Origin of the sequence: Actinobacillus lignieresii (assembly GCF_900444945.1) — a bacterium.
GTDB classification, from domain to species: Bacteria; Pseudomonadota; Gammaproteobacteria; order Enterobacterales; family Pasteurellaceae; genus Actinobacillus; species Actinobacillus lignieresii.
Genome location: NZ_UFRM01000001.1, coordinates 597,331 through 621,997, shown reverse-complemented (window position 1 = coordinate 621,997; position 24,667 = coordinate 597,331). Strand labels below are relative to the sequence as shown.

The 24,667-nt window shown below is 41.1% G+C and carries 21 protein-coding genes and 3 tRNA genes; 15 read left to right on the top strand and 9 right to left on the bottom strand.

Annotated elements, in window-relative coordinates:
- Window positions 1-25: 25 nt before the first annotated feature.
- The 8 genes from DY200_RS02870 (at window position 26) to DY200_RS02835 (ending at window position 5,757) form a co-directional block, all read left to right on the top strand.
- Window positions 26-814, top strand: coding sequence for an enoyl-ACP reductase FabI (locus tag DY200_RS02870; protein WP_115586854.1), 789 nt, complete (start codon window positions 26-28; stop codon window positions 812-814).
- A gap of 194 nt (window positions 815-1,008) precedes the next feature.
- Window positions 1,009-1,287 carry a BrnT family toxin gene (locus tag DY200_RS02865; RefSeq protein ID WP_042655112.1) on the top strand — a complete coding sequence of 93 codons (279 nt, stop codon included), beginning with the start codon at window positions 1,009-1,011 and terminating at the stop codon, window positions 1,285-1,287.
- Complete coding sequence (locus tag DY200_RS02860) at window positions 1,262-1,540, top strand: BrnA antitoxin family protein (RefSeq protein WP_115586853.1); 279 nt, start codon at window positions 1,262-1,264, stop codon at window positions 1,538-1,540. The genes DY200_RS02865 and DY200_RS02860 overlap by 26 nt, the downstream gene beginning before the upstream one ends.
- Window positions 1,541-1,674: 134 nt before the next feature.
- Window positions 1,675-3,651, top strand: a complete 1,977-nt coding sequence (locus DY200_RS02855; protein ID WP_115586852.1) for an exoribonuclease II — start codon at window positions 1,675-1,677, stop codon at window positions 3,649-3,651.
- Window positions 3,652-3,725: 74 nt separating this feature from the next.
- Complete coding sequence (locus tag DY200_RS02850) at window positions 3,726-4,097, top strand: CidA/LrgA family protein (protein WP_115586851.1); 372 nt, start codon at window positions 3,726-3,728, stop codon at window positions 4,095-4,097.
- Window positions 4,094-4,780, top strand: coding sequence for an LrgB family protein (locus tag DY200_RS02845; RefSeq protein WP_115586850.1), 687 nt, complete (start codon window positions 4,094-4,096; stop codon window positions 4,778-4,780). Before DY200_RS02850 ends, DY200_RS02845 begins: the two co-directional genes overlap by 4 nt.
- A gap of 24 nt (window positions 4,781-4,804) precedes the next feature.
- Window positions 4,805-5,617: a bis(5'-nucleosyl)-tetraphosphatase (symmetrical) ApaH gene (gene apaH, locus DY200_RS02840; RefSeq protein WP_115586849.1), complete on the top strand. Its 813-nt coding sequence runs from the start codon at window positions 4,805-4,807 to the stop codon at window positions 5,615-5,617.
- A 63-nt stretch (window positions 5,618-5,680) separates the two neighbouring features.
- Window positions 5,681-5,757: transfer RNA gene (locus DY200_RS02835), tRNA-Val, on the top strand.
- Window positions 5,758-5,795: 38 nt separating this feature from the next.
- On the opposite strand, the gene DY200_RS02830 is transcribed toward DY200_RS02835, so the two are convergent.
- Entirely contained in the window at window positions 5,796-6,047 is a 252-nt protein-coding gene (locus tag DY200_RS02830) for an alternative ribosome-rescue factor A (RefSeq protein ID WP_115586848.1), read from the bottom strand.
- 167 nt (window positions 6,048-6,214) lie between these two features.
- Between DY200_RS02830 and DY200_RS02825 the strand changes: the two genes are divergently transcribed.
- From DY200_RS02825 to queA, 4 genes are read left to right on the top strand one after another with little or no spacing between them, the layout of a single operon-like run.
- Entirely contained in the window at window positions 6,215-6,970 is a 756-nt protein-coding gene (locus DY200_RS02825) for a class I SAM-dependent methyltransferase (protein WP_005597193.1), read from the top strand.
- Window positions 6,971-7,028: 58 nt separating this feature from the next.
- Window positions 7,029-8,090 carry an AI-2E family transporter gene (locus DY200_RS02820; protein WP_115586847.1) on the top strand — a complete coding sequence of 354 codons (1,062 nt, stop codon included), beginning with the start codon at window positions 7,029-7,031 and terminating at the stop codon, window positions 8,088-8,090.
- A gap of 52 nt (window positions 8,091-8,142) precedes the next feature.
- Window positions 8,143-9,072: a gluconeogenesis factor YvcK family protein gene (locus DY200_RS02815; RefSeq protein ID WP_115586846.1), complete on the top strand. Its 930-nt coding sequence runs from the start codon at window positions 8,143-8,145 to the stop codon at window positions 9,070-9,072.
- A gap of 47 nt (window positions 9,073-9,119) precedes the next feature.
- Entirely contained in the window at window positions 9,120-10,205 is a 1,086-nt protein-coding gene (gene queA, locus DY200_RS02810) for a tRNA preQ1(34) S-adenosylmethionine ribosyltransferase-isomerase QueA (protein WP_115586845.1), read from the top strand.
- A 33-nt stretch (window positions 10,206-10,238) separates the two neighbouring features.
- On the opposite strand, the gene DY200_RS02805 is transcribed toward queA, so the two are convergent.
- Window positions 10,239-12,530, bottom strand: coding sequence for a DNA internalization-related competence protein ComEC/Rec2 (locus DY200_RS02805; protein ID WP_115586844.1), 2,292 nt, complete (start codon window positions 12,528-12,530; stop codon window positions 10,239-10,241).
- A gap of 99 nt (window positions 12,531-12,629) precedes the next feature.
- Window positions 12,630-13,844: a serine/threonine transporter SstT gene (gene sstT, locus DY200_RS02800; protein WP_115586843.1), complete on the bottom strand. Its 1,215-nt coding sequence runs from the start codon at window positions 13,842-13,844 to the stop codon at window positions 12,630-12,632.
- 248 nt (window positions 13,845-14,092) lie between these two features.
- Here sstT and DY200_RS02795 point away from each other — a divergent pair, with 248 nt between their 5' ends.
- From DY200_RS02795 to DY200_RS02785, 3 genes are all read left to right on the top strand, one after another.
- A complete protein-coding gene (locus tag DY200_RS02795) occupies window positions 14,093-14,455 on the top strand; it encodes a diacylglycerol kinase (RefSeq protein ID WP_005597201.1) in 363 nt (120 codons plus the stop codon).
- Between the two features lie 80 nt (window positions 14,456-14,535).
- Complete coding sequence (gene ushA / locus DY200_RS02790) at window positions 14,536-16,179, top strand: bifunctional UDP-sugar hydrolase/5'-nucleotidase UshA (RefSeq protein WP_115586842.1); 1,644 nt, start codon at window positions 14,536-14,538, stop codon at window positions 16,177-16,179.
- Between the two features lie 78 nt (window positions 16,180-16,257).
- Window positions 16,258-16,563, top strand: coding sequence for a DUF4298 domain-containing protein (locus DY200_RS02785; RefSeq protein ID WP_115586841.1), 306 nt, complete (start codon window positions 16,258-16,260; stop codon window positions 16,561-16,563).
- 135 nt (window positions 16,564-16,698) lie between these two features.
- On the opposite strand, the gene DY200_RS02780 is transcribed toward DY200_RS02785, so the two are convergent.
- The 6 genes from DY200_RS02780 to pyrD form a co-directional block, all read right to left on the bottom strand.
- Window positions 16,699-16,772: transfer RNA gene (locus DY200_RS02780), tRNA-Cys, on the bottom strand.
- A gap of 17 nt (window positions 16,773-16,789) precedes the next feature.
- Window positions 16,790-16,865: transfer RNA gene (locus DY200_RS02775), tRNA-Gly, on the bottom strand.
- Window positions 16,866-17,124: 259 nt separating this feature from the next.
- Complete coding sequence (gene lpdA / locus DY200_RS02770) at window positions 17,125-18,549, bottom strand: dihydrolipoyl dehydrogenase (RefSeq protein WP_005607699.1); 1,425 nt, start codon at window positions 18,547-18,549, stop codon at window positions 17,125-17,127.
- 95 nt (window positions 18,550-18,644) lie between these two features.
- Window positions 18,645-20,543 (bottom strand): pyruvate dehydrogenase complex dihydrolipoyllysine-residue acetyltransferase, encoded by a 1,899-nt coding sequence (aceF, locus tag DY200_RS02765; RefSeq protein ID WP_115586840.1) that lies wholly within the window; start codon window positions 20,541-20,543, stop codon window positions 18,645-18,647.
- Between the two features lie 59 nt (window positions 20,544-20,602).
- Complete coding sequence (gene aceE / locus DY200_RS02760; RefSeq protein ID WP_005604333.1) at window positions 20,603-23,257, bottom strand: pyruvate dehydrogenase (acetyl-transferring), homodimeric type; 2,655 nt, start codon at window positions 23,255-23,257, stop codon at window positions 20,603-20,605.
- Between the two features lie 354 nt (window positions 23,258-23,611).
- Window positions 23,612-24,619: a quinone-dependent dihydroorotate dehydrogenase gene (pyrD, locus tag DY200_RS02755; protein WP_115586839.1), complete on the bottom strand. Its 1,008-nt coding sequence runs from the start codon at window positions 24,617-24,619 to the stop codon at window positions 23,612-23,614.
- Window positions 24,620-24,667: the final 48 nt, after the last annotated feature.

Below are 24,667 nucleotides of genomic sequence, written 5' to 3'. Positions count from 1 at the left end.
TAATAATGTTCAAAAGGAATCCAGCATGAGCTTTTTAACAGGTAAACGCATTTTAGTAACGGGTCTTGCAAGCAACCGTTCTATCGCATACGGCATTGCAAAAGCAATGAAAGCGCAAGGCGCAGAACTCGCATTCACTTATTTAAACGATAAATTACAACCGCGTGTTGAAGAGTTTGCTAAAGAATTCGGTTCGGACATCGTATTACCATTAGATGTAGCGACAGACGAATCAATCCAAAACTGCTTTGCAGAATTAAGCAAAAAATGGGAAAAATTCGACGGTTTCGTACACGCCATCGCATTTGCACCGGGTGACCAATTAGACGGTGATTATGTAAACGCGGCAACACGCGAAGGCTACCGTATCGCACACGACATCAGTGCATACAGCTTCGTTGCAATGGCTCAAGCGGCTCGTCCTTACTTAAACGAAAATGCGTCACTTTTAACTTTAAGTTACTTAGGCGCGGAACGTGCGATTCCTAACTACAACGTAATGTGTTTAGCAAAAGCGTCATTAGAAGCGGCGACGCGTGTAATGGCGGCGGATTTAGGTAAAGACGGTATCCGTGTAAATGCAATCTCTGCAGGTCCAATCCGTACACTTGCGGCATCAGGCATCAAAAACTTCAAAAAAATGCTTTCTGCATTCGAGAAAACCGCAGCATTACGTCGTACCGTTACCATTGACGATGTAGGTAACTCGGCGGCATTCTTATGTTCGGACTTAGCTTCAGGTGTAACCGGTGAAGTGTTACACGTTGATGCAGGTTTCAGCATTACCGCAATGGGCGAGTTAGGCGAAGAATAATTCGGCTTGAATATATAAGTATGTAAAACGGACGCTATTTAGCGTCCGTTTTTGTTTTCTGCGATCTTGATCGAAAAATCAGTATTTTAGCCCGTTCCTCTCTTTTGTATTTTGTTATGCTATTTAATAAATTAATGTAGTTACAAAAAATCATTTGAACATCTGATTTTGACGTGATAATGTAGAGGCAAATCATGAAGCTAGAATACGATGAACAAAAAAGCCGACGAAACGAAAATGAAAGAGGTTTACCGTTTTCAGTTGCAAAAAATTTTGAATTTGATACCGCTTTCATTGAACAAGATATTCGCTTTGAATACTCGGAACCTCGTTTTAAAGCAATCGGATTTATCCAAAATCGACTTTTTGTGATCGTTTTTTGTTTAAGAAACGAAAATTACCGCATTATTAGCTTGCGCAAAGCCAATCCAAGAGAGGTTAAAAAATATGAAATATACCGAAGATTATATTGATGACGAAAATCCGGAATGGACAGATGAAGATTTCAAAAACGCTCTCACTTTCGAACAAATGCCTCCTGCATTACAGGCATTAGTGATTGAAAGCCGTGAGCGAAAACGTGGCCGTCCAGTTACACAAAAAAAGAAAGTGAGTGTGACAATTCGCTACTCGCAATCCGTGATTGATGCTTTTAAGTCCACTGGCAAAGGCTGGCAAAGCCGAATGAATCAAGTTTTGGAAGACTACGTAGCGAAGACATTGTAAAAAATGACAAGCGGTTGGATTTAGTTGATTTTTTTACAAAAAATTCAGCAAATCTAACCGCTTTCCGTTATAATCCCTATCAAATTTCATGGTGCAACGATACTGCACCTTTTTTATTTTTATAGAGAGAATTTATGTTTCAAAACAATCCGTTACTTGCCCAATTAAAGCAACAAATTGAGGCAAATAAAGAATATGTGGAAGGCACGGTTAAAGCTTCTGATAAAGCGTTCGGTTTTTTAGAATGTGACAAAAAAAGTTATTTCATTCCGCCGATGGAAATGAAAAAAGTAATGCACGGCGATAAAGTAAAAGCGGTAGTAAAGCGTGAAGGCGATAAAGAACAGGTAGAAATCGACAGTTTACTTGAACCGATGCTTGATCGCTTTATTGCACAGGTGCGTTTTAACAAAGACAATAAATTACAACTGATTGTCGATCACCCAAGCATTAAAAATATCATTCCGGCAAATACGCATAAAAAAGTCACTGAAACATTGGAAAGTGGTGACTGGGTTGTGGCACAGCTTAAAACTCACCCATTACGTGACGATCGTTTCTTATTTGCTCAAATTACTCAATTTATCTGTAAAGCAGACGATAATTTCGCACCGTGGTGGGTGACTTTAGCACGTCACGAGCAACCTCGTGAGCCGGTAGCGAATGAGAAAAGCTATGAATTACACGATGAATTAGATCGTGAAGATCTGACTTCTCTCTACTTTACCACTATCGACAGCCCTAGCACGCAAGATATGGACGATGCGTTATACATTGAGCCAATCAAACAAGGCGAAGTACAAACCGGTTGGCGTTTAGTGGTGGCGATTGCCGATCCGACCGCCTATATTCCGGAAAACTCAAATCTTGAAAAAGCCGCTTGCCAACGTTGTTTTACCAACTATTTACCGGGCTTCAATATTCCGATGTTGCCTCGTGAGCTGTCGGATGATCTCTGCTCGCTCGTGCCGAATGAAAGACGCCCGGCGTTAGTCGGTTATATCGAAACGGATTTAGCCGGTAATATTACTGGCGATACTCGCTTCGTTTCAGCGTGGGTGGAAAGTAAAGCGAAATTAGCTTATGACAACGTATCGGATTATCTCGAACAAGTTGAAAATGCGTGGCAGCCGGAAAGTGCGGAAACCAAACAGCAAATCGATTGGTTATACCAATTTACCCTTGCTCGCATTGAATGGCGCCGTAACAATGCACTATTATTTAAAGAATCCGGCGATTACTCATTTGAATTGAATGAAGACGGTTCGGTGCGCGATATCCACGTGGAATACCGCCGTATCGCAAATCAAATGATCGAAGAGTCGATGATCATTGCCAATATTTGCTGTGCGAAATTCTTAGCGGACAATGCCAAAACCGGCGTATTTAATACCCACGCCGGCTTTGATCCGAAAAATTTAGAATTAGCACAAAAATTTTTATTGGATACGTTAGCTACTGACGAAAACCGTGATGCACTTACCGCATTCTATGCGCCGGAAAAACTGGCAACGCTTGAAGGCTATTGCGAAATGCGTCGTTCGATTGACGAGTTTCCAGAGAAATTCTTAGAACTTCGCTTACGCCGTTATCTCACCTTTGCAGAGTTTAAATCGGAAGTTGCACCACATCTCGGTTTGGGGATCAGCCATTATGCGACTTGGACCTCACCAATCCGTAAATACGGCGATATGGTGAACCATCGCTTAATCAAGCAAGTATTACTCGGCAAGCAGGCGAAAACGGTGGAAGAAAGCATCTTAGTTCGTTTACAAGAAGCTCGCCGTCAAAACCGTTTGGTGGAACGTGATATCGCCGATTGGCTCTATGCTCGCTACCTGTTCCCGATGGTGGAACAAGCGCTCGAATTTGACTGTGAAATTGCCGATGTTTCTCGTGGCGGTGTACGAGCGAAAGTGATCGAAAACGGCGCACAAATTTTCGTGCCGTTCTCCACCCTTCACGATGAAAAAGAAGAAATGGAATTCCGTCCGGAAGAAATCGCACTGTATATTAAAGGCGAAAAAGCTTACCAAATCGGACAGGCAGTTAAAGTAAAACTCACCGAAGTACGTTTAGAAACACGTTCGATTGTGGGGAACATTATCTAATCGGCAAGCGGTCAAATTTCGAGAATTTTTTGCAAAATTTCCTATAAATTTGACCGCTTATCACATGAGGCTTTATGCAAAAGAACATTATCGGCTTTGCTCTTTCCTTAGCGATTTTATGGGCAATGCTTTATCTCGGTAAAGGGTTAAATACGCTCATTCCCATCGGTATCCCCGACAGTATTTGGGGTTTACTTGTCTTATTTGTTACGCTGATTGCAGGCTTAATCAAATTGGAATGGGTGTTACCGACCGGACGTTTTCTAAACCGTTATATGCCACTCGTTTTTCTACCGATTTGTGTGGGTATGATTGAATACGGCGAGATTTTAGTTCGTTATTTTTCCTCGCTAATTATTTCCAATATCCTTAGCACAATAATTACCATTGTTGTAGTCGGTTGGGCGGCCCAGCGTTTATTTAGACATTCGGGAGAGGAACAATGATTTATCTTTATTCCGTGCTGACTATTGTTGCATTTTTTCTGAGTGTGAAACTCAGTAAAAAATTAGCGATTTCATTACTCAATCCTTTTTTATTAACTTTATCGTTGTTATTAGCGATCTTAGTCATTTTTCAAATTCCGTATAAAGACTATCAGCAGGGTACTTCTCCGCTCAGCCATTTCTTAGGCTTAGCGATTGTTGCGCTTGCGATCCCGCTTTACGAACAATTTCCACAAATCCGCCGCCGTTGGAAAGCGATCGGTTTTATTTTACTGCTCGGCACTATTGTTTCGATATGCAGCGGAATGTTATTGGCACTATTATTCGGCGGTACAAAAGATATTGTTGCCGCACTGATGCCTAAATCGGTAACTATGCCGCTTGCGTTAGTGATTGCCGGCGAAATCGGCGGCGAGTTTGCTTTAAGTGCCGTCGGCGTCATGGTCGCGGGTTTATTCGGTTCAATATTAGGCGTACCGATTCTGAAATTGGCTCGTATTACTAACCCGCAAGCAATCGGCATGAGTTTAGGTATCGCCTCGCATGCGCTCGGTACCGCTCGTTGTATGGAAATCAATGCAAAATCAGCGAGTTATAGTTCGTTAGCTTTAGTGATCTGCGGTTTGCTTTCTTCATTTATTGCGCCGCTGATTTTTCAGTTAGCGGTAAAATGGTTTATGTAATTTTTTATAACTTGAGAGGATATGATGGCGACTTATATTGTTGGCGATTTACACGGCTGTTTTGATGAGTTACAACTGCTGCTCAAACAAGTTAATTACAATCCGGCACAAGATGAATTGTGGCTGACCGGCGATTTAGTTGCTCGAGGCGCAAAATCATTAGAATGTGTGCGCTTTGTGAAAGATCCGAAGAATAATGCAAAAACCATTTTAGGTAATCACGATCTGCACTTGCTCGCCACTTTACTCGGTATCAAAAAAGTGAAACCTAATGATCAAGTGGATGCGATTTTCGCTGCTGAAGATCGCGCTGATTTGCAAAATTGGCTGAGAAATCAACCGCTTCTTATTCAACATCCGAAGTATGGCTTCTTACTGGCTCATGCCGGTATCGGCCCCGAATGGAACTTAACGGAAACTATCGCTTGTGCCAGAGAAGCGGAAGCCGTTTTACAAAGTGACCATTATGCCGACTACATTGCCCAAATGTACGAAAACACACCGGATCACTGGTCTGCCGAATGGCAAGGTATCGAACGTTGGCGATATATTATCAACGTATTTACCCGTATGCGTTTTTGCTATGCCGACAAGCGGTTAGATTTTGCTTGTAAATTACCAGTTGAAGATGCACCAAACGAACTAAAACCTTGGTTTGAATTAGATAATGCGTTATTTCATCAACAAGACATTATTTTCGGTCATTGGGCAAGTTTAATGGGTAAAGCGGATAAACCGAATATCTACGCCTTAGACACCGGCTGTGCTTGGGGTAACCATCTCACCATGATCCGATGGGAAGATAAACAGATTTTCACCCAAGAACGCTTAAAATAAAATCAAACGAAATACGGGGTCTTGCCATCCTCCGAATTTTCGATTAGAATTCTTTCCATCTATGCGACTATAGCTCAGTTGGTTAGAGCACCACCTTGACATGGTGGGGGTCACTGGTTCGAGTCCAGCTAGTCGCACCATCAAATTCCAATCCCTTGTCTTTCGACAAGGGATTTTTTTATGTAAAATAATTACTGAATACTAATAAAAAAGCCCATTTAAAATTGCTCATCAGAACATTTTTAAATGGGCTTTCACCTCTCTCATAACCTACTTTGCGATGTTTTGCGTTTCGTTGATAACTCCCTTTGCCTTTTCGATTTTTCTCAATCCGAGTACGAAACAATTTATCCGTTACAAGTGCTTTTATCGCACTTTCTCGGATCTCGCCTCTTTGGTGCTCATAAACCGTATTTTGTGCTTGTTTCATTTTAGTTCCTCTATTTTAACTGTACAAAATATGTGAATCATAGTATGCATAATGCCGAAATTTACGCTCTTTGTATATAAGAAAACTGAAATTTTCTGTATAATCATTCGCAATATCCGTGTGAAGCGGTCACATTTTAGGACAATTTTACAAATTCCGGAGTTTCTATGAAGAAAGATGAAATAGGACATAATTTCTTATCTCGTTTAGGAAAAACGCGATTACGTCCAGGCGGTAAGCTGGCAACCGATTGGTTAATTGCCAACGCTGATTTTAATCCTAATAAAAAAGTCTTGGAAGTGGCATGCAATATGTGTACCACTGCAATACAAATTGCTAAACAGTACGGTTGCCATATTACAGGGATTGATCTGGACGAAGAAGCCTTAGATAAAGCGCGCAGTAATATAAAAGAAAATAACTTGGAAGACTTTATTCAAGTTCAACGTGCAAATGCGACCAAATTACCTTTTGAAGACAACAGTTTTGATATTGTCATCAATGAAGCGATGCTGACTATGCTTCCTCTTGAAGCTAAAGAGAAAGCGATTCGTGAATATTTCAGAGTCTTAAAACCGGGCGGTTTTTTACTCACTCACGATGTGATGTTACAAAATGACGATGCGGAACAAGTTTTAGTCGCTTTACGTGAAGCGATTAACGTTAGTGTAACGCCGCTTACTAAAGAAGGGTGGAAAAACACTTTCCATCAATGCGGTTTCCGTAATGTCGATGTATTTTCAGGAGAGATGACGCTGCTTTCGCCGAAAGGTCTGATCTACGACGAAGGCGTTTTAGGTGCAATGAAAATCGTCGGTAATGCGCTAAAACCCGAAAACCGTGAAACATTCAAAAAAATGTTCCAAACCTTTAATAATCCTGAACATAAACTAGGCTTTGTTGCAGTTTGTAGCCAAAAATAAGTAAAAAATCCTTCTTTGGCATAGAAGGATTTTTCAGCAATATAATGAAGGAAAAACAATGTTCGAGATGTTCCAATCTTGGTATAAGCAAAAATTTAATGATCCTCAAACAGTTGCGCTGTTAGGAATCCTTTTGATTGGATTTAGCATTATCTATTTCTTTAGTGATTTGATTATGCCTTTGCTCATTGCTATCGTTTTCGCTTATTTATTAGAATGGCCGATCAAATTACTGACTCAAAAACTTAAATTCCCTCGCTTACTCAGTCTGATTTTAGTTCTGGGTAGTTTTATTTCCTTATCGACTTTTCTTTTTGTCGTAATGTTACCGACTTTATGGAATCAGGCGGTAACGTTTATTCGTGATTTACCCTCGATGCTGAACTTATTAAATGCGTGGTTGGAAGCCTTACCGGAACATTATCCCGAATTAATTGATTATGCCATGCTCGATTCGTTGATGAATACGCTGAAGGAAAAAATTTTAGGGTTCGGCGAATCTTTATTAGCCTTATCGGTCAATTCCATTATCAGCTTGGTCGGATTAGGCATTTATGCTTTTCTTGTGCCTTTAATGGTTTTCTTTCTACTTAAAGACAAACCTTTATTCGTACGCGGTTTTATCAAATTTCTACCGAAAAACCGCCGCTTGGCTGCAAATGTTTGGTTTGAAATGCAGCAACAAATTGCCAATTATATTCGAGGAAAAGTCCTTGAAATTTTAATTGTCGGTATCGTTACCTATGCAATATTTTTATTTTTCGATTTACGTTATCCGTTATTACTTTCCGTCGCGGTAGGTTTATCCGTACTTATACCTTATATCGGAGCGGTATTGGTAACGATACCGGTCGCACTGGTTGCGTTATTTCAATTCGGCTTGTCCACCGACTTTTATTATTTATTGTTAGCTTTCGTGATTAGCCAATTGTTAGACGGGAACTTAGTCGTACCGTTTTTATTTTCGGAAGCGGTGAATCTACATCCTTTAACAATTATTGTCGCCGTGCTGATTTTCGGTGGTTTGTGGGGATTTTGGGGCGTATTTTTTGCAATTCCGTTGGCAACATTGGTCAAAGCCGTTATAAACGCTTTACCTTCCAATGAAGAAGAGGCTTAACCCACTAAAAAGTCTATTACCGTTATTCGTCGTAGTCATAATAAGGATTTCTATGTCTGAACAAAATCAATTATCTCGCCGTCATCCGAATCTTACCGAGATTAAACATATTGTCGCACTTGGCGGCGGACACGGATTAGGAAGAATTTTATCTTCTTTGACTTTTTTAGGCGAACGTTTAACCGGGATTGTTACTACGACCGATAACGGCGGCTCGACAGGGCGCATTCGTTCCCAACACGGCGGTATTGCTTGGGGAGATCTACGAAATTGTTTAAATCAAATTATTATTAAACCGACCGTTGCCTCCGCCCTGTTCGAGTATCGTTTTGGCGGTAACGGAGAGCTTGCCGGTCATAATTTAGGCAACTTGATTCTAAAAGCATTAGAAAATATGAATATTAGACCGCTTGAAGGAATCAATCTCGTCAGGGAGTTGCTTCATGTGCGTGCCGGTCTGATTCCGATGTCGGAATTGCCCGTACATTTAGCCGCTCAGCTTATCTCCGGCAAAACTATTGTCGGAGAAGTATCGGTGGATGCTTTAACGGAAGTTCCCCGTAATTTACTGCTTACTCCTCAAGTACCCGCTACGCCGGAAGCGATCGAGTCTATCAATCAAGCAGAATTAATTATCTTAGGCCCGGGCAGTTTTCTAACCAGTATTATGCCGCCGTTATTAATTGATGAGATAGCAAAAGCCATTCAATCCAGTCCGGCGAACATTATTTTTATTGATAATATTGTGCAAGAATCCGGGCCGGCCGGCTCACTTTCTTTATCGGATCGTGTAAAATGGATCGAAAAACAAATCGGGCAAGAACGTTTAAACGGGGTCATCACTACACCGAATAATAACGATAGATTGCCTAACCATATTACCTTATTGCAAAAAATGCTTTCTGACGACGAAGTCGCCTATCGACATGACCGTAATAAGCTCAGTAAAGCAATTAATGATATAGTAGCATTGTTACATTAACCTACTGCCCCGTTTTGGGGCAGTTGATTTTTAGAGGATTATATTCCGTGTTAGTTTCTGATTTTCATTTTGATTTGCCTGATGAACTGATTGCCCGCTACCCTACAGAGGAACGAACGGCAAGCCGCCTGTTACATTTAAACGGTGAAACGGGTCACTTTGAAGATAAACAATTTTTCGATTTACTTGACCAGATTAATGAAGGCGATTTATTAATTTTTAATAATACTCGCGTGATCCCTGCCCGTTTATACGGCAGAAAAGCCAGCGGTGGTAAATTAGAAGTATTAGTGGAACGAGTGTTAGACGAACACCGTTGTTTAGCACATGTTCGAGCCTCAAAAGCACCGAAAGAAGGTGCGGAACTGGTACTTGGCGAAGATAAATTAGGCGAAGGTAACGGTTTTAAAGCGATCATGACTGCTCGTCATGACGCCTTGTTCAAATTACATTTTAATGAGGAACAACCCTTGTTTGATCTGCTCCAACAAGCCGGTCATATGCCGTTACCGCCTTATATCGACCGTCCGGACGAAGATGCCGATCAAGAACGCTATCAAACCGTTTACAGTAAAGTTTTGGGTGCGGTTGCGGCTCCCACCGCCGGTTTACACTTTGATAATCCGACATTGGAAAAGCTGAAAGCTAAAGGCGTTAATATTGCTTTCGTTACATTGCATGTCGGCGCAGGTACGTTCCAACCGGTACGCGTAGATAATATTCTGGATCATAAAATGCACGCGGAATATGCGGAAGTAAACCAAGCAGTCGTCGATCAAATTTTAGCGACTAAAGCCGCAGGTAAACGTGTAATTGCCGTCGGCACGACCTCGGTTCGTTCGATTGAAAGTGCGGCGCAAGCGGCAGAAAAAGAAGGAAAATTAATCGCACCGTTTTTCTCCGACACCAGTATTTTCCTCTACCCGGGCAAAACCTTTCGTGTCGTTGATGCATTAGTCACAAACTTCCATTTACCAGAATCCACATTGATTATGTTAGTTTCGGCTTTTGCCGGCTATCGTAATACAATGAAAGCTTATCAACATGCGGTAGAGGCAAAATATCGTTTCTTTAGTTACGGCGATGCTATGTTTATTACTAAAAACCCTAACGCTTTAAACGACCTTCCGTAATTGATTGCCACGTTTTATAACGTGGCTTTTTCATTAATTACGCCCATATAGCCGTTGATACCAGGGCGAAAAATCATTTCTGGCAGTGATTAATTGCCATTTGTCCGGATAAAAATTAATGATGATCATTCCCTGCTTTGCCGTAGTCACTAACGGAATCTTATGCTGTTCAAATCTTTCTACCACTTTTGGATGCGGCATTCTCCACGGGTTCCAACGTCCGACGGAAACTACCGCTAATTGAGGTTTGCTTTTTGCCAATAGCGTATGACTACTACTGGTTTTACTGCCGTGATGAGCCACCTGCAAAAAATCAATACCATTTAATAGTTCTGCGATTTTTCGTTCTTGCTCAATGCCGGTATCGCCGGTTAATAATATTTGAAAGCGGTCGAATTTTGCCAAAATGATGCAAGAATCGGCATTTTTCGCTCTTTCTACACGCTCTTTAGGATAAACGGCTTCAAACTCTAATCTACCGAATCGCCATCTTTTTCCTTGAATACAAGCCTCAGGTTGAACGTTTGCATAAGGTTGAAGACTACTTGAAATAAGTCTTGCATTCGGATAAGCGTTAAGTAAATCCGCCGCCCCGCCAGAATGATCATTATCGTCATGACTTAAAAATATAGCTTCGACTTCAATTTGATGGCGGCGTAAATAAGGTAGTATTTCAATCGAAGCCATAGATCCGCCGTTATCATGCTTTCCCCATCCAATCCCAGTATCGTAAAAAATCGCCTTTTTTTGACCGCTTGTATCATAATAAATAAACGCCTGAGCTAACCCTTGCCCGACATCAAAAGTGATCCACTGTAACGGTACTTTATCTAATTGAAATAGATAGAAAACGGATTGACAACACAATAATAAAGCATATCTTTTATACCAGTATAATGTGGTTCGCGCATGTAATATGCCATATAAAATAAACAATATCGCTAAGTCAATAATCAGCCATTGCGCCTGTTGTCGATGACTCAACCAAATCCACTGTTGAGAAATCGTTTCTAAATAATCTAAACTATAGCCGATTAATCTATTCGCTAATTGCCAAGTATTAAAGCCGTTATCGGTTAATAAGCCGATTAAAACCAAGGGTACTAATACGAAACTATATAAAGGTACGATCACTAAATTTGCCGGTAGTGCCGTAAGCGATATGCCCTCAAAAAAGAAAAATTGTACCGGGGTAAAAATAAGCAAAATACCGCATTGTAAATGGATGAGTCCGAGACAAAATCGAACGATTTTGCCCCATTTACGATAGGCAAACTTTCTTAAAAAAGCGGATAACGGGAAATATTGATACCAAATCAGTAAACTCATCACGGCTAAAATAGAAAGCCAAAAACTGTCTGATAAAACGGTAAGCGGATCAAATAATAACAATACCGTGACAACCCGCCACCAATATTGCCACGGCGTATAGTGATAGCGCAGGAATCGGCATAATAATACGAAGCAAATCGCCGTCAATGCACGTATGGTCGGTATGGAGAATCCGGCAAAATAACTATAACCTATCGCAAAAATGATTCCGATAATATGAGCAAAAAAGTAGTAAAATCCGACCGCTTGCCAGCTCTTACAACATAATAAACACCATTGCAACGCCTTAGCGCACCAAAATCCGCATAAAAACGCCAAACCGATATGTAAGCCGGAAATCGCTATTAAATGTGCGGTTGAAGTCTTTTGAAATATTTGCCAATGATGATCATTAATCCACGCTCGTTCACCGAATGCCAAAGCAAGTAATAGTCCTTGAGCGGCTAATGTTTCGGTCTGTCGTTGAACCTTAGTTAAGAATGCTTGACGTAATGTGCTTTGCTCCTGCTCAATTCGCTTTGCTTCTCGTACAGTCGCACTTCCCTGTAAATGTTGAGCAAAGAACCAACGTTGCCGATCAAAATTACCTATATTCGCACGTGCAGAAATCGGACGAAACTGCAGTTCCGCCTGATAAGTTGCGTCTAAAACCAAAGGAACGTCACTTTGCCAATGCAGATAAATCTGTTCATTATTCTCCCTTTTAGCAATTGCCGTTTGATAATTCGATTGTTTAACCAAACGAGTTATTTCAATTTTTTCGTAGTATTTACCGGCGGTCTGATTTTCGGCATTTTTTGCAAACTGCCATACGGAGTAATAACTTCCGCCCATTACTAACGCAAATACCAGCAGCATTAAACAACGCGTATATAAACCGTATAGCACAACAATTAGAAAAAGAAGAATAGCAAAAGCAAACCATTGATACGGCAGCCAAAGAAGAGGTAAGAAAGTGAGACAAATAAGAATAGAAAAGCGGTCAAGATTCATAGCAAATACCCAAATAATAGGTAAAGTATGCTAAAAATCCGACCGCTTGTATCAAACGGAAATCAGTTCTTCGATCCTGATCGCAAAAACCGCTTTTAACTATGCTTTTTGATCTTCCGCTTGGCTTACCGCCGCAGTAAATAACACGTCCGTTGATGAGTTCAATGCGGTTTCCGCAGAGTCTTGGATTACCCCGATAATAAAGCCTACACCGATAACTTGCGCCGCAATATCGTTCGGAATATTAAATAAACTACACGCTAACGGAATAAGTAATAACGAACCGCCCGCAACACCCGATGCACCGCAAGCACAAACAGAAGCAACGATACTTAATAATAATGCGGTAGCGAAATCAGGTTGAATACCTTGCGTATAAGCCGCCGCTAAAGTTAATACCGTTACGGTAATCGCCGCACCCGCCATATTGATAGTCGCACCAAGCGGAATGGCAACCGATGCGATTTCATCACGTACGCCTAAACGTTTAGCAAGGTTCATATTTACCGGAATATTTGCCGCAGAGCTGCGAGTAAAGAATGCCGTTACACCGCTTTCACGTAAACAAGTTAATGTTAAAGGATACGGATTGCGACGGATTTTCCAAAATACGATTAACGGATTTAATACAAATGCAACAATTACCATCGCGCCAAGTAATACGCCTAATAAACGTGCATATCCTACAAACGCATCCGCGCCGTTTGTCGCAATCGTTTCGGCAACTAAACCGAATACACCGATCGGAGCAAAAGCGATTACCACTTTAACCACAAATGAAACCGCTTCGGCAAAATCATTTAAGAATGTTTTCGTACTTGGTGCCGCATGACGTAAAGCGATACCTAAACCGATCGCCCAAGCTAAAATACCGATAAAGTTTGCGTTTGCTAATGCTTGTAACGGGTTATCAACAAGGTTGAACACCACGGTTTTGATAATTTCACCGATACCTTGCGGAGGGTTCAAGTTATCCGGATTTGAAACAAGTTCTAACATAGTCGGGAACATAAAACTTAAAACCACTGCGGTTAATGCCGCAACAAACGTCCCTAATACGTACATTACTAAAATCGGTTTTAATTTACTGTCCGAACCGACTTCTTTATTTGCAATCGCCGATAAAACTAAAACGAATACAAGAATCGGTGCAATTGCACGTAAAGATTTCACAAAGAATTGACCTAATACGCCGACATTCTTTGCCCAATCCGGATTGACTAAGGCAAGGCAAGCACCTAATACCAAACCGATAGCAATGCGTAAAACTAAATTGCCCCCGAGAAGTTTTGAAGATAAAGATGGATTACTCATAATGTTTCACTTTGTAAGACTAAAAAAGGATATACGGCAAACCGTATATCCACCAAAATATGTAGTTTTCAGATTAGCGGAAAATCACCTTTTTGGGAATAGTTCCCTATATATTTTTATTATTTTTTTATCAATTAGTATTCATATTAAATCGTTAATCACAAAAAATCAGATAAAAACTTTTCTCAATTAATCCCTTTCAGGTAGAATACTCGTCGATTTTAACCATAATACTATTAGAGATTTAAATGAAACCGGAAAATAAAGCTAATTTTCAACGAGTTGTTCGTGCCGCAGGTTATTCGCTTAAAGGGTTGAAAGCCGCCTATATTCATGAAGCGGCATTTCGCCAAGAGGTATGGCTTTCAATTATTTTAATTCCGCTTGCTTTGTTTTTAGGTAACGATGTTATTGAAAAAATTTTACTTGTCGGCTCGGTCTTTTTAGTCCTTGTTGCGGAACTGCTTAACAGTGCGGTGGAATCGGTGGTTGATCGCATCGGCTCGGAATTCCACGAACTATCCGGTCGGGCAAAAGATATCGGTTCGGCGGCGGTTTTTATGGCAATGGTGTTGCTTGCAATAACTTGGCTACTTATTCTTATTTTTTAAGGAGATATAGGTGATAGATAATCAGTGTAAAACGGATTATTTACCACCTATTTTTATATCAATCAAAACTAGAGGTTATTATGAAATTTAATAAAACGCTTCTCTGCACATCATTATTTTTTACAACTTCCGCAATCGCATATCAAGCGGATAAGACGTATTCTTTCACTCTGTTACATACTAATGATATTCACGGTCATTTTTGGCAGAATGAAAAAGGCGAATACGGATTAGCGGCACAAAAAACCTTAATCGACGGTATTAAGAAAGAAGTGGGAGCCAAAGGCGGTTCTACGATTATTTTAAATGCCGGCGATCTTAATACCGGCGTACCGGAATCGGATATGCAAAATGCTCGTCCCGATTACGAAGGTCTGAACGCTATCGGCTATGAAGCGATGGTATTAGGTAATCATGAATTTGATTTCCCGCTTCAAGTGCTAAGTATGCAAGAAAAATGGGCGAAATTCCCGTTAATTTCAGCTAACGTAATTAATAAAAAAACGCAAAAAGAATTGGTAAAACCTTATGTTATGCTTGATAAACAAGGATTAAAAGTCGCCGTTGTCGGACTAACGACCGAGGATACCGGTAAATTAGGCAATCCCGACGTAACGGAAAACGTTGTCTTTAAAGATCCGATTAAAACCGCTAAAGAAACATTAACTCAAATTAATCAAACCGAAAAGCCGGATATTCGTATCGCACTAACTCATATGGGCTGGTATTTAGACGGTAAACACGGTACGAATGCACCCGGTGACGTAACAATGGCGAGAACGCTGGATAAAGGCGCGTTTGATGTCATTATCGGCGGGCATACGCACGATACCGTGTGTTTTGACGATAAAGGCCAATTTAAAGCGAAATTCACACCGGGTGAAAGCTGCAAACCGGATTTCCAAAACGGAACTTGGATTATGCAAGCCGGTGAATGGGGTAAATATGTCGGCCGCGCCGATTTCGAATTTAAAAACGGTAAAACGACACTGGTTAAATACGAGCTTATTCCGATTAATTTGAAAAAAACCATCAAAAAAGAAGACGGTAAAAAAGAATATCAGCTTTACCAGCCGGAGATTAAAGCGGATCAAGCTCTCTTTGATCACTTGAAAAAATATCAAGACGAAGGCGATAAATTATTAGGTGTCGAAGTCGGTGAAGTAAAAGGTTTATTAGACGGAAAACGTGAACACGTACGTTTCTTCCAAACAAACTTAGGCCGCTTAATCGCTCAATCGCAAAAAGAGCGTGTCAAAGCGGATATCGGTATTATGAACTCGGGCGGTGTACGCGCTTCGATTGAAGAAGGTAAAGTGACTTATAAAACGTTATTAACCGTTCAGCCTTTCGGTAATATGATTTCTACCGTAGATCTTAAAGGTCAAGAGTTACTGGATTTCTTAACCGCTATTGCATTAAAAGAAGTCGATACCGGTGCTTATCCGCAATTTGCCGGTATTTCTATGAAAGTGGATCGTGCGGCAAAAGCAATCTCCGAGATTAAAATTGCGGGTAAAGTCTTTGACCCGAATAAAACGTATAAAGTATCAATTCCTGACTACCTCACTGCCGGTGGCGACGGTTATCCCGTAATGAAAAAGCATCCTAGCTACGTCAATACCGGTTTTATTGATGCCGAAATGTTGAAAAAATATTTTGAAGAAAATAAAGTCATCGACGCAAGTAAATTTGATCCTAAAGAAGACGTTATTTTTAAATAAAACCACAAGTCAAAAAAAGCTAAGCAATATGCTTAGCTTTTTTATTAGCTCATCACAATAAGAAGGAAATGCTTAGTTATGCAAGAACATATTCAACAAATGCAAGATAATTACGGGAAGCTAGTCGAACTCCTACCTGAATTGGAAAAGAGTCTTAGCCAATGGCAAGAATCCTATCAACTGATTCAGCAACTCAACCAGTTTTATCACAGTCCGTTATGGTTGGAACTTTACGATAACGCAGATAACATTCAACTCGAAACGAATGGCAATTACAGCGTACTCTCTCAAGATGCTATCTGGAATGTTGTTACCGAGCAATATAGCCTTGCCAAACAATTACATGAAACACTTTCTAACTTTGTTGCTAATAGCACGGAATAAAATATTACAATTTGCTTTACTCGCAAACTCACTACCGTCTTTATGAGAACGTATGAAAGTAAAGATTAGACAGAAACAAAAAACTAATTAACTTTAGTAAAGAAATTATTAAGTAAGAAAATTGAATTTTCGATATGGAGGCGTGTCCCGGAGTCGAACCGAGCTACATGGATTTGCAATCCAGTGCATAACCGCTTTGCTAACACGCCGTATGGAAGAGATAAAATGGAGCGGGAAACGAGGCTCGAACTCGCGACCCCGACCTTGGCAAGGTCGTGCTCTACCAACTGAGCTATTCCCGCTTTGAGTCTTTGTTCGTAAGGAACGAGGTGCATTTTACGGATTTTCAGACCTATGTCAAATGCTAATTTGGTTATTTTATTTTAAATGCCGAAAAAAAGATCACAATGCTGAAAAATTAATAAATATAGATCTAATCTGTTGATTTTATAAGCATAAATTATGCCAAGCAATCTGCTCATCTAAAATAGAAAAAGCGGTCGAAATTTGCTATTTTTTTACAAATTTCAACCGCTTGCATAAATAAGTTAAACTAACCTATTAACGTTTTTTCGCTTTTGCGTTTGGTAAGTCCGTGATAGAACCTTCAAACACTTCCGCAGCTAAACCTACCGATTCGTGTAATGTAGGGTGAGCATGGATAGTTAAAGCGATATCTTCCGCATCGCAACCCATTTCGATTGCAAGACCGATTTCACCTAATAATTCACCGCCGTTGCTACCTACGATTGCACCGCCAAGTAAACGGTGAGTATCTTTATCGAAGATAAGTTTAGTCATACCTTCCGAACATTCGGAAGCGATCGCACGACCTGATGCAGCCCAAGGGAATTTAGCCACTTCGTAGTTTAAGCCTTCTTGCTTACACTCTTTCTCTGTTTTACCTACCCAAGCAACTTCCGGCTCTGTATAAGCGATTGAAGGAATCACTTTAGGATCAAAATAGTGTTTTTGACCGGCAATCACTTCTGCCGCTACGTGACCTTCGTGAACACCTTTGTGTGCTAACATCGGCTGACCGACGATATCACCGATAGCGAAGATATGCGGTACGTTAGTACGCATTTGTTTATCCACTGCGATGAAACCGCGATCATCAACATTCACGCCCGCTTTACCCGCATCGATTAATTTACCGTTCGGTACACGACCGATAGCGACTAATACCGCATCGTAACGTTTAGTATCGTTACATGCTTTACCTTCCATTGAAACATAGATACCGTCATCTTTCGCCTCAACCGCAGTTACTTTAGTTTCAAGCATTAACTTGAATTTTTTCTCGATTTGTTTGGTGTAGATAGCTACAACATCTTTATCTGCTGCAGGAATCACTTGGTCAAACATCTCAACCACCTCAACTTCCGAACCTAAAGCGTTATACACGGTACCCATTTCTAAACCGATGATACCACCGCCCATAATGAGTAATTTTTTCGGTACTTCTTTTAATTTAAGTGCATCCGTAGAATCCCACACACGCGGATCTTCGTGTGGAATGAATGGAAGCTGAATCGGACGAGAACCGGCTGCAATAATTGCATTATCAAATTTAATCGTTGTCGGATTACCGTCACGGTCACGAGCTACTAAAGTATTCGGATCGGTAAACGCCGCTAAACCTTCCACTACTGTTACTTTACGTGCTTTAGCCATACCCGCTAAACCGCCGGTTAATTTAGAAACAACCGCTTCTTTACCCGCACGCACTTTATCTAAATCAATGTTGGGCTCACCGAAGGTAATACCGTTTTTCTCTGCGTGTTTTGCTTCTTCGATAACTTTTGCAACGTGTAATAATGCTTTAGACGGAATACAACCCACGTTTAAGCACACACCGCCCAAAGTTGAATAACGTTCGACAATTACGGTTTCTAAGCCTAAGTCGGCACAACGGAATGCCGCCGAATAACCGGCAGGACCCGCACCAAGTACCACGACTTGCGTTTTGATTTCTTTGCTCATATTTATTCCTTTGTTGTAGGGGCACAAGTACTGCGCCCCCTACGATACAAGCGGTCGATTTTACAACATTTTTTGTAAATTCAACCGCTTACCTATTACATAACTAAGCGACGGATGTCCGCTAATACACCATTGATGTAGGTTAAGAATCTTGCACCGTCAGCACCGTCGATTACACGGTGGTCGAATGATAACGCTAATGGAAGCATTAAGCGCGGTTCGAATTCTTTACCGTTCCATACCGGTGCCATTTCAGACTTAGATACGCCTAAAATTGCAACTTCCGGCGCATTCACGATTGGAGTGAAGTGTGTTGTACCTAAACCGCCGATACTTGAAATCGTGAAACATCCGCCTTGCATATCCGATGCGGTTAATTTACCGTCACGCGCTTTCTTCGATACTTCCATTAACTCGCGAGAAAGCTCGACAATACCTTTTTTGTTCACGTTTTTAAATACAGGAACAACTAAGCCGTTCGGAGTATCTACCGCCACGCCGATATTGATGTATTTTTTCAAGGTTAAACGTTGTGCATCTTCAGAGATTGAACTGTTGAAACGTGGGAACGCTTCTAACGCTTTCGCAACCGCTTTCATAATGAATACAACCGGTGTGATCTTCACATCTAATTTTTGTTTTTCCGCAAGTTTATTTTGTTCTTTACGGAATGCTTCTAAATCTGTGATATCCGTACGGTCGAAATGTGTAACGTGAGGAATCATTACCCAGTTACGGTGTAAGTTCGCACCTGAAATCTTATTGATACGGCTTAATTCTACTTCTTCAACTTCACCGAATTTGCTGAAGTCCACTTTCGGCCATGGTAATAAACCTAAACCTGCGCCATTCGCCGCACCTGTTGCAGCCGCTGCCGTTCCGCCTTGTTTTTCAAATACTTGAACTGCCGTTTTAACGTATGCTTGGATATCTTCTTTAACGATACGACCTTTACGACCAGAACCTTTCACTTTATCTAAGTTCACACCGAATTCACGCGCTAAACGACGAATTACCGGTGTTGCGTGTGCATAAGCACCTGCCGCTGCCACCACGTCTTGACTTAGACCTGAAACGTTACCGCTTTGAGCTGGTTGCGCTGCCGGTTGTGCCGCTGGTGCTGGCGGAGCTGCTTGTGCTGCAGGAGCAGGAGCTGCTGCCGGTGCCGCACCTGCTACTTCAAATTTCATAATTAATGAACCGGTTGAAACTTTATCGCCCGATTTTACTAAAATTTCTTTTACCACACCTGCAAACGGAGCCGGAACTTCCATTGAAGCTTTGTCGCCTTCAACGGTAATTAAAGATTGCTCTTCTGATACCGTATCGCCAACGTTTACCATGATTTCGGTTACGTTTACTTCGTCACCGCCGATATCCGGTACATTTACTTCTTTGATTGCTGAAGCTGTTGCAACCGGTGCGGCAGCTTGTGCCGGAGCTTCCGCTGCAGCTGGCGCTGCTGAAGCTGTTTCAAATTTCATAATTAATTTGCCGGTTGTTACTTTATCGCCTACATTGATTAAAATTTCTTTTACAACGCCTGCGATAGGTGCCGGAACTTCCATTGAAGCTTTATCACCTTCTACATTAATGATTGATTGATCAACTTCAACCGAATCACCAACTTTAACCATAATTTCGGTTACGTTTACTTCGTCCGAACCGATATCCGGTACGTTCACTTCAACAACCGCTGATGCTGTTGCCACAGGCGCTACGGCTTGTACAGGCGCTTCCGCTACCAGAGCCGGCGCAGATTCCGCCGCTTCTAATACTAGCATTGGTGAACCGGTTGTAACTTTATCGCCGACTTTTACTAAAACTTCTTTAACAACACCTGCTTCCGGCGCCGGAACTTCCATTGAAGCTTTGTCGCCTTCTACATTAATAATCGATTGATCAACAATAATTGTATCGCCTGCTTTTACCATGACTTCGGTTACGCTAACTCCATCCGAACCGATGTCTGGCACATTAATTTGTTTTGACATTTTGGTAATCCTTCATTTGATAAATTATTCTCCCCCATAAGGGGGAGAATGCTATTTTCTTATGCGTATAACGGGTTAATACGATCTACGTTTAAGCCGAATTTAGCGATTGCATCAGCAACAACTTTCGTTTCTACCGTGCCTTCTTTCGCTAATTGTGATAATGCTGCAACAACAACATAACGCGCATCTACTTCGAAATGCTCACGTAAGTTCGCACGGCTGTCCGAACGACCGAAACCGTCCGTACCTAACACGTGATAGTGTTTGCTTGGTACGAATGCACGAATTTGATCCGCATATTGTTTTACATAGTCGGTTGAAGCGACTGTCGGTAAGTCCGCTAATACTTGCGCTACATAAGGAATGCGTTGTTCTGCTGTCGGGTGTAATAAGTTCCAACGTACTGCATCGTTACCTTCACGAGCTAGCTCGTTAAATGACGGAGCTGAGAATACATCTGAAGTTACGCCGTAGTCATTCGCAAGGATCTGTGCTGCTTCACGAACGTGACGCATAATAGAACCTGAGCCTAATAACTGAACGTGACCTTTACCTTTACCTTTAACCGTTTCAAATTTATATAAACCTTTACGGATACCCTCTTCTGCACCTTCAGGCATTGCAGGCTGATCCATTACTTCGTTTAATGTTGTCATATAGTAGAAAACATTTTCTTGTTTTTCACCATACATACGGTTAATACCGTCTTGCATAATTACCGCTACTTCAAACGCAAATGATGGGTCATAAGTTACACAGTTAGGAATAATACCCGCTTGGATATGGCTGTGACCGTCTTCGTGTTGTAAGCCTTCACCGTTTAAGGTTGTACGACCTGAAGTACCGCCGACCATGAAACCGCGCGCTAATTGGTCACCTGCCAACCACATCATATCGCCCACACGTTGGAAACCGAACATTGAGTAATAGATGAAGAACGGGATCATCGGTTGGTTACTTACGGAGTAAGAAGTCGCCGCAGCCACCCAAGATGCCGCACCACCTAATTCGTTGATACCTTCTTGTAATACTTGACCGTCTTTCGCTTCACGGTAGTAAGCCACTAAATCACGGTCTGAAGGGGTATAGTTTTGACCGTGCGGGTTGTAAATACCCACTTGACGGAATAAACCTTCCATACCGAATGTACGCGCTTCGTCCACGATCATCGGAACGATAGTTTTACCGATATTTTTATCTTTTAATAAGATATTTAATGCACGTGTAAACGCCATTGTGGTTGAAATACCACGTGGTTGTTCTGCAAGTAATGCTTTAAATTCATCTAATGCAGGGACTTTATACTCTACGTCGAATTTGGCACGACGAGCCGGCACATAACCGTTTAATGCTTTACGGTGACCGTGAATGTAGTTGTATTCTTCAGAACCTTCGGCAAACTTGATGTACTCTAAGCTTTCTACTTGTTCATCCGTCAATGGTAATTCGAAGTAGTCACGGAAGCCTTTTAAGCTTTCTAATGACATTTTTTTCGATTGGTGAGCGGTATTTTTACTTTCCGCTTCAGGAATTTTATAACCTTTAACTTGGTGCGCTAAAATCACAACTGGTTTGTCTGATTTTTGTGCTTTCGCATATGCGGCATAAAGTTTTTCACTGTCGTGCGCACCACGGCGAAGATCCCAAATCTCATCATCGGTCATATCCGCAACTAATGCGGCTGTTTCAGGGTAACGACCGAAGAAGTGTTCACGGATATAAGCACCATCTTTCGATTTGAAGGTTAAGTAGTCGCCATCAACCACTTCCATCATTAATTGCGCTAATTTACCAGAGGTATCTTTTGCGAATAATTTATCCCAGTTACCGCCCCATAATACTTTAATTACTTCCCAGCCCGCACCGGTAAATAAACCTTCTAATTCTTGAATGATTTTACCGTTACCGTTTACCGGACCGTCTAAACGTTGTAAGTTACAGCTTACTGTGAAAATTAAGTTATCTAATTTTTCACGCGCTGCGAAAGTTAATGCACCTTTAGACTCGATTTCATCCATCTCGCCGTCGCCTAAGAACGCATATACTTTTTGATCAGCGGTATCTTTTAAACCGCGGTTTTCAAGATATTTTAAGAAACGCGCTTGGTAAATCGCATTAACGGGACCTAAACCCATTGATACGGTTGAGAATTGCCAAAATTCGGGCATTAATTTCGGGTGAGGATATGAAGATAAACCGTCGGTAAACGCTTCTTGACGGAAGTTATCTAATTGCTCTTCCGTTAAACGACCTTCAACATAAGCACGAGCATACATACCCGGCGCGGCGTGACCTTGGAAAAATACTAAGTCGCCGCCGTTTTTTTCAGTCGCCGCTTTGAAGAAGTGGTTATAGCACACTTCATACATCGTTGCCGCTGATTGGAAAGTAGAAATATGACCACCTAAGTCGAGATCTTTCTTCTGGCTACGTAAAACCATTGCAATAGCATTCCAACGTACTGCAGAACGGATACGACGTTCAATTTTATGATCGCCGGGATATGCAGGTTGTGCGCTTACAGGGATAGTATTCACATATGCAGTTGTAACGCCTGATTGAACAGGTACGCCTTCCGTACGAGCTTGATCTAATAATTGGTCAATAATATATTGAGCGCGCTCAACACCTTCTACACGGATTAAAGAATCTAATGACTCTAACCATTCTTTGGTTTCGAATGGATCTACGTCTCTTTCGATCTCTGACATAGGTTTTCCTTATTTTGATTTAATGATGAATGATAAGCTAAGTATCTTAAACTTATCGATTGATGAAATTATAGATGTCCCATTGGCAAGCATGACATAAAACATACGGAAAGTTTACCAAAATGTAAAACTTACAACCTAGCCAACCGAATATCTTACTACTATCTCATTGATTTTAAACACCTTTTACTTACTTATCAAAAATGTTTAAAATTTGTAGATAAATTTGTAACACAAGATAACAAAATTGCTCTGTTTTGTCCATTTTTTTGACTTTAGTCAATAACAAAGGAATAGTCTATTAAACAAGCAATTTCATTTCACAAAAACGATTAAATATTTAACCGCTTACTATTAACGCACTTGAATATGCTTTGCGAGATTTTGAATTAACGCCGGTCCCTGATAAATCATTGCCGAGTAAACTTGTAACAAACTCGCGCCCGCATCAATCTTTTCCTGACCGGACGCCACGGAGTGAATGCCGCCGCTACCGATAATCGGTAAGGCACCGTTTAACTCTTTCGCTAACGTACTAATCAAACGCGTACTTAACGTATTCAACGGTTTACCGCTTAAACCGCCTTGTTGCTCGGCGTTTTTTAATCCGACTACCGGATCTCGGGAAAGAGTCGTATTTCCTGCAATCACGCCGTCAATTTTATGACGAATCAAACTATCCGCTACCGAAGCGATTTCTTCATCGGTTAAATCCGGTGCGATTTTTAAGACAAGCGGTTTATATCGGTTAAATTTTTGCGACAGACTTTCCTGCTCGCTTTTCAACGAGCGTAACAGATCATCTAACGCTTCGCCATACTGCAAAGTGCGTAAATTTTTAGTATTCGGTGAAGAAATATTAACCGTAATATAATCCGCATGTTCATATACTTTACGTAAACAAATTTGATAATCGTCTAATGCACGTTCTATCGGTGTGACCGCATTTTTACCGATATTAATGCCGATAATGCCGTCATATTTTGCTTTCTTAACATTTTCGACCAATACGTCCACACCTAAATTATTAAAACCGTTACGGTTAATAATGCCTTCCGCTTCTAAAATACGGAACTGGCGCGGCTTAGGATTACCGTCTTGTGCAACCGGCGTTACCGTACCGACTTCAATAAATCCGAATCCCAACTTTCCGAAACCGTCTATCGCTTCACCGTTTTTATCCGCGCCGGCAGCCAAACCGATCGGATTTTTAAATTGTAACCCCATAACTTCTACGGGATTTAACGGCATAGGCAAAACATTAATCGGCAGTTTTCCGGCTAATTTAAGTGCTTGAATAGAAAAGTTATGTGCGGTTTCGGCATCCATTGAAAAAAGACATTTACGAATCAGAGAATACATGATGAACTCTTGGATATAGTTAGAAAGAAACGGATAAATTAAGGGCGG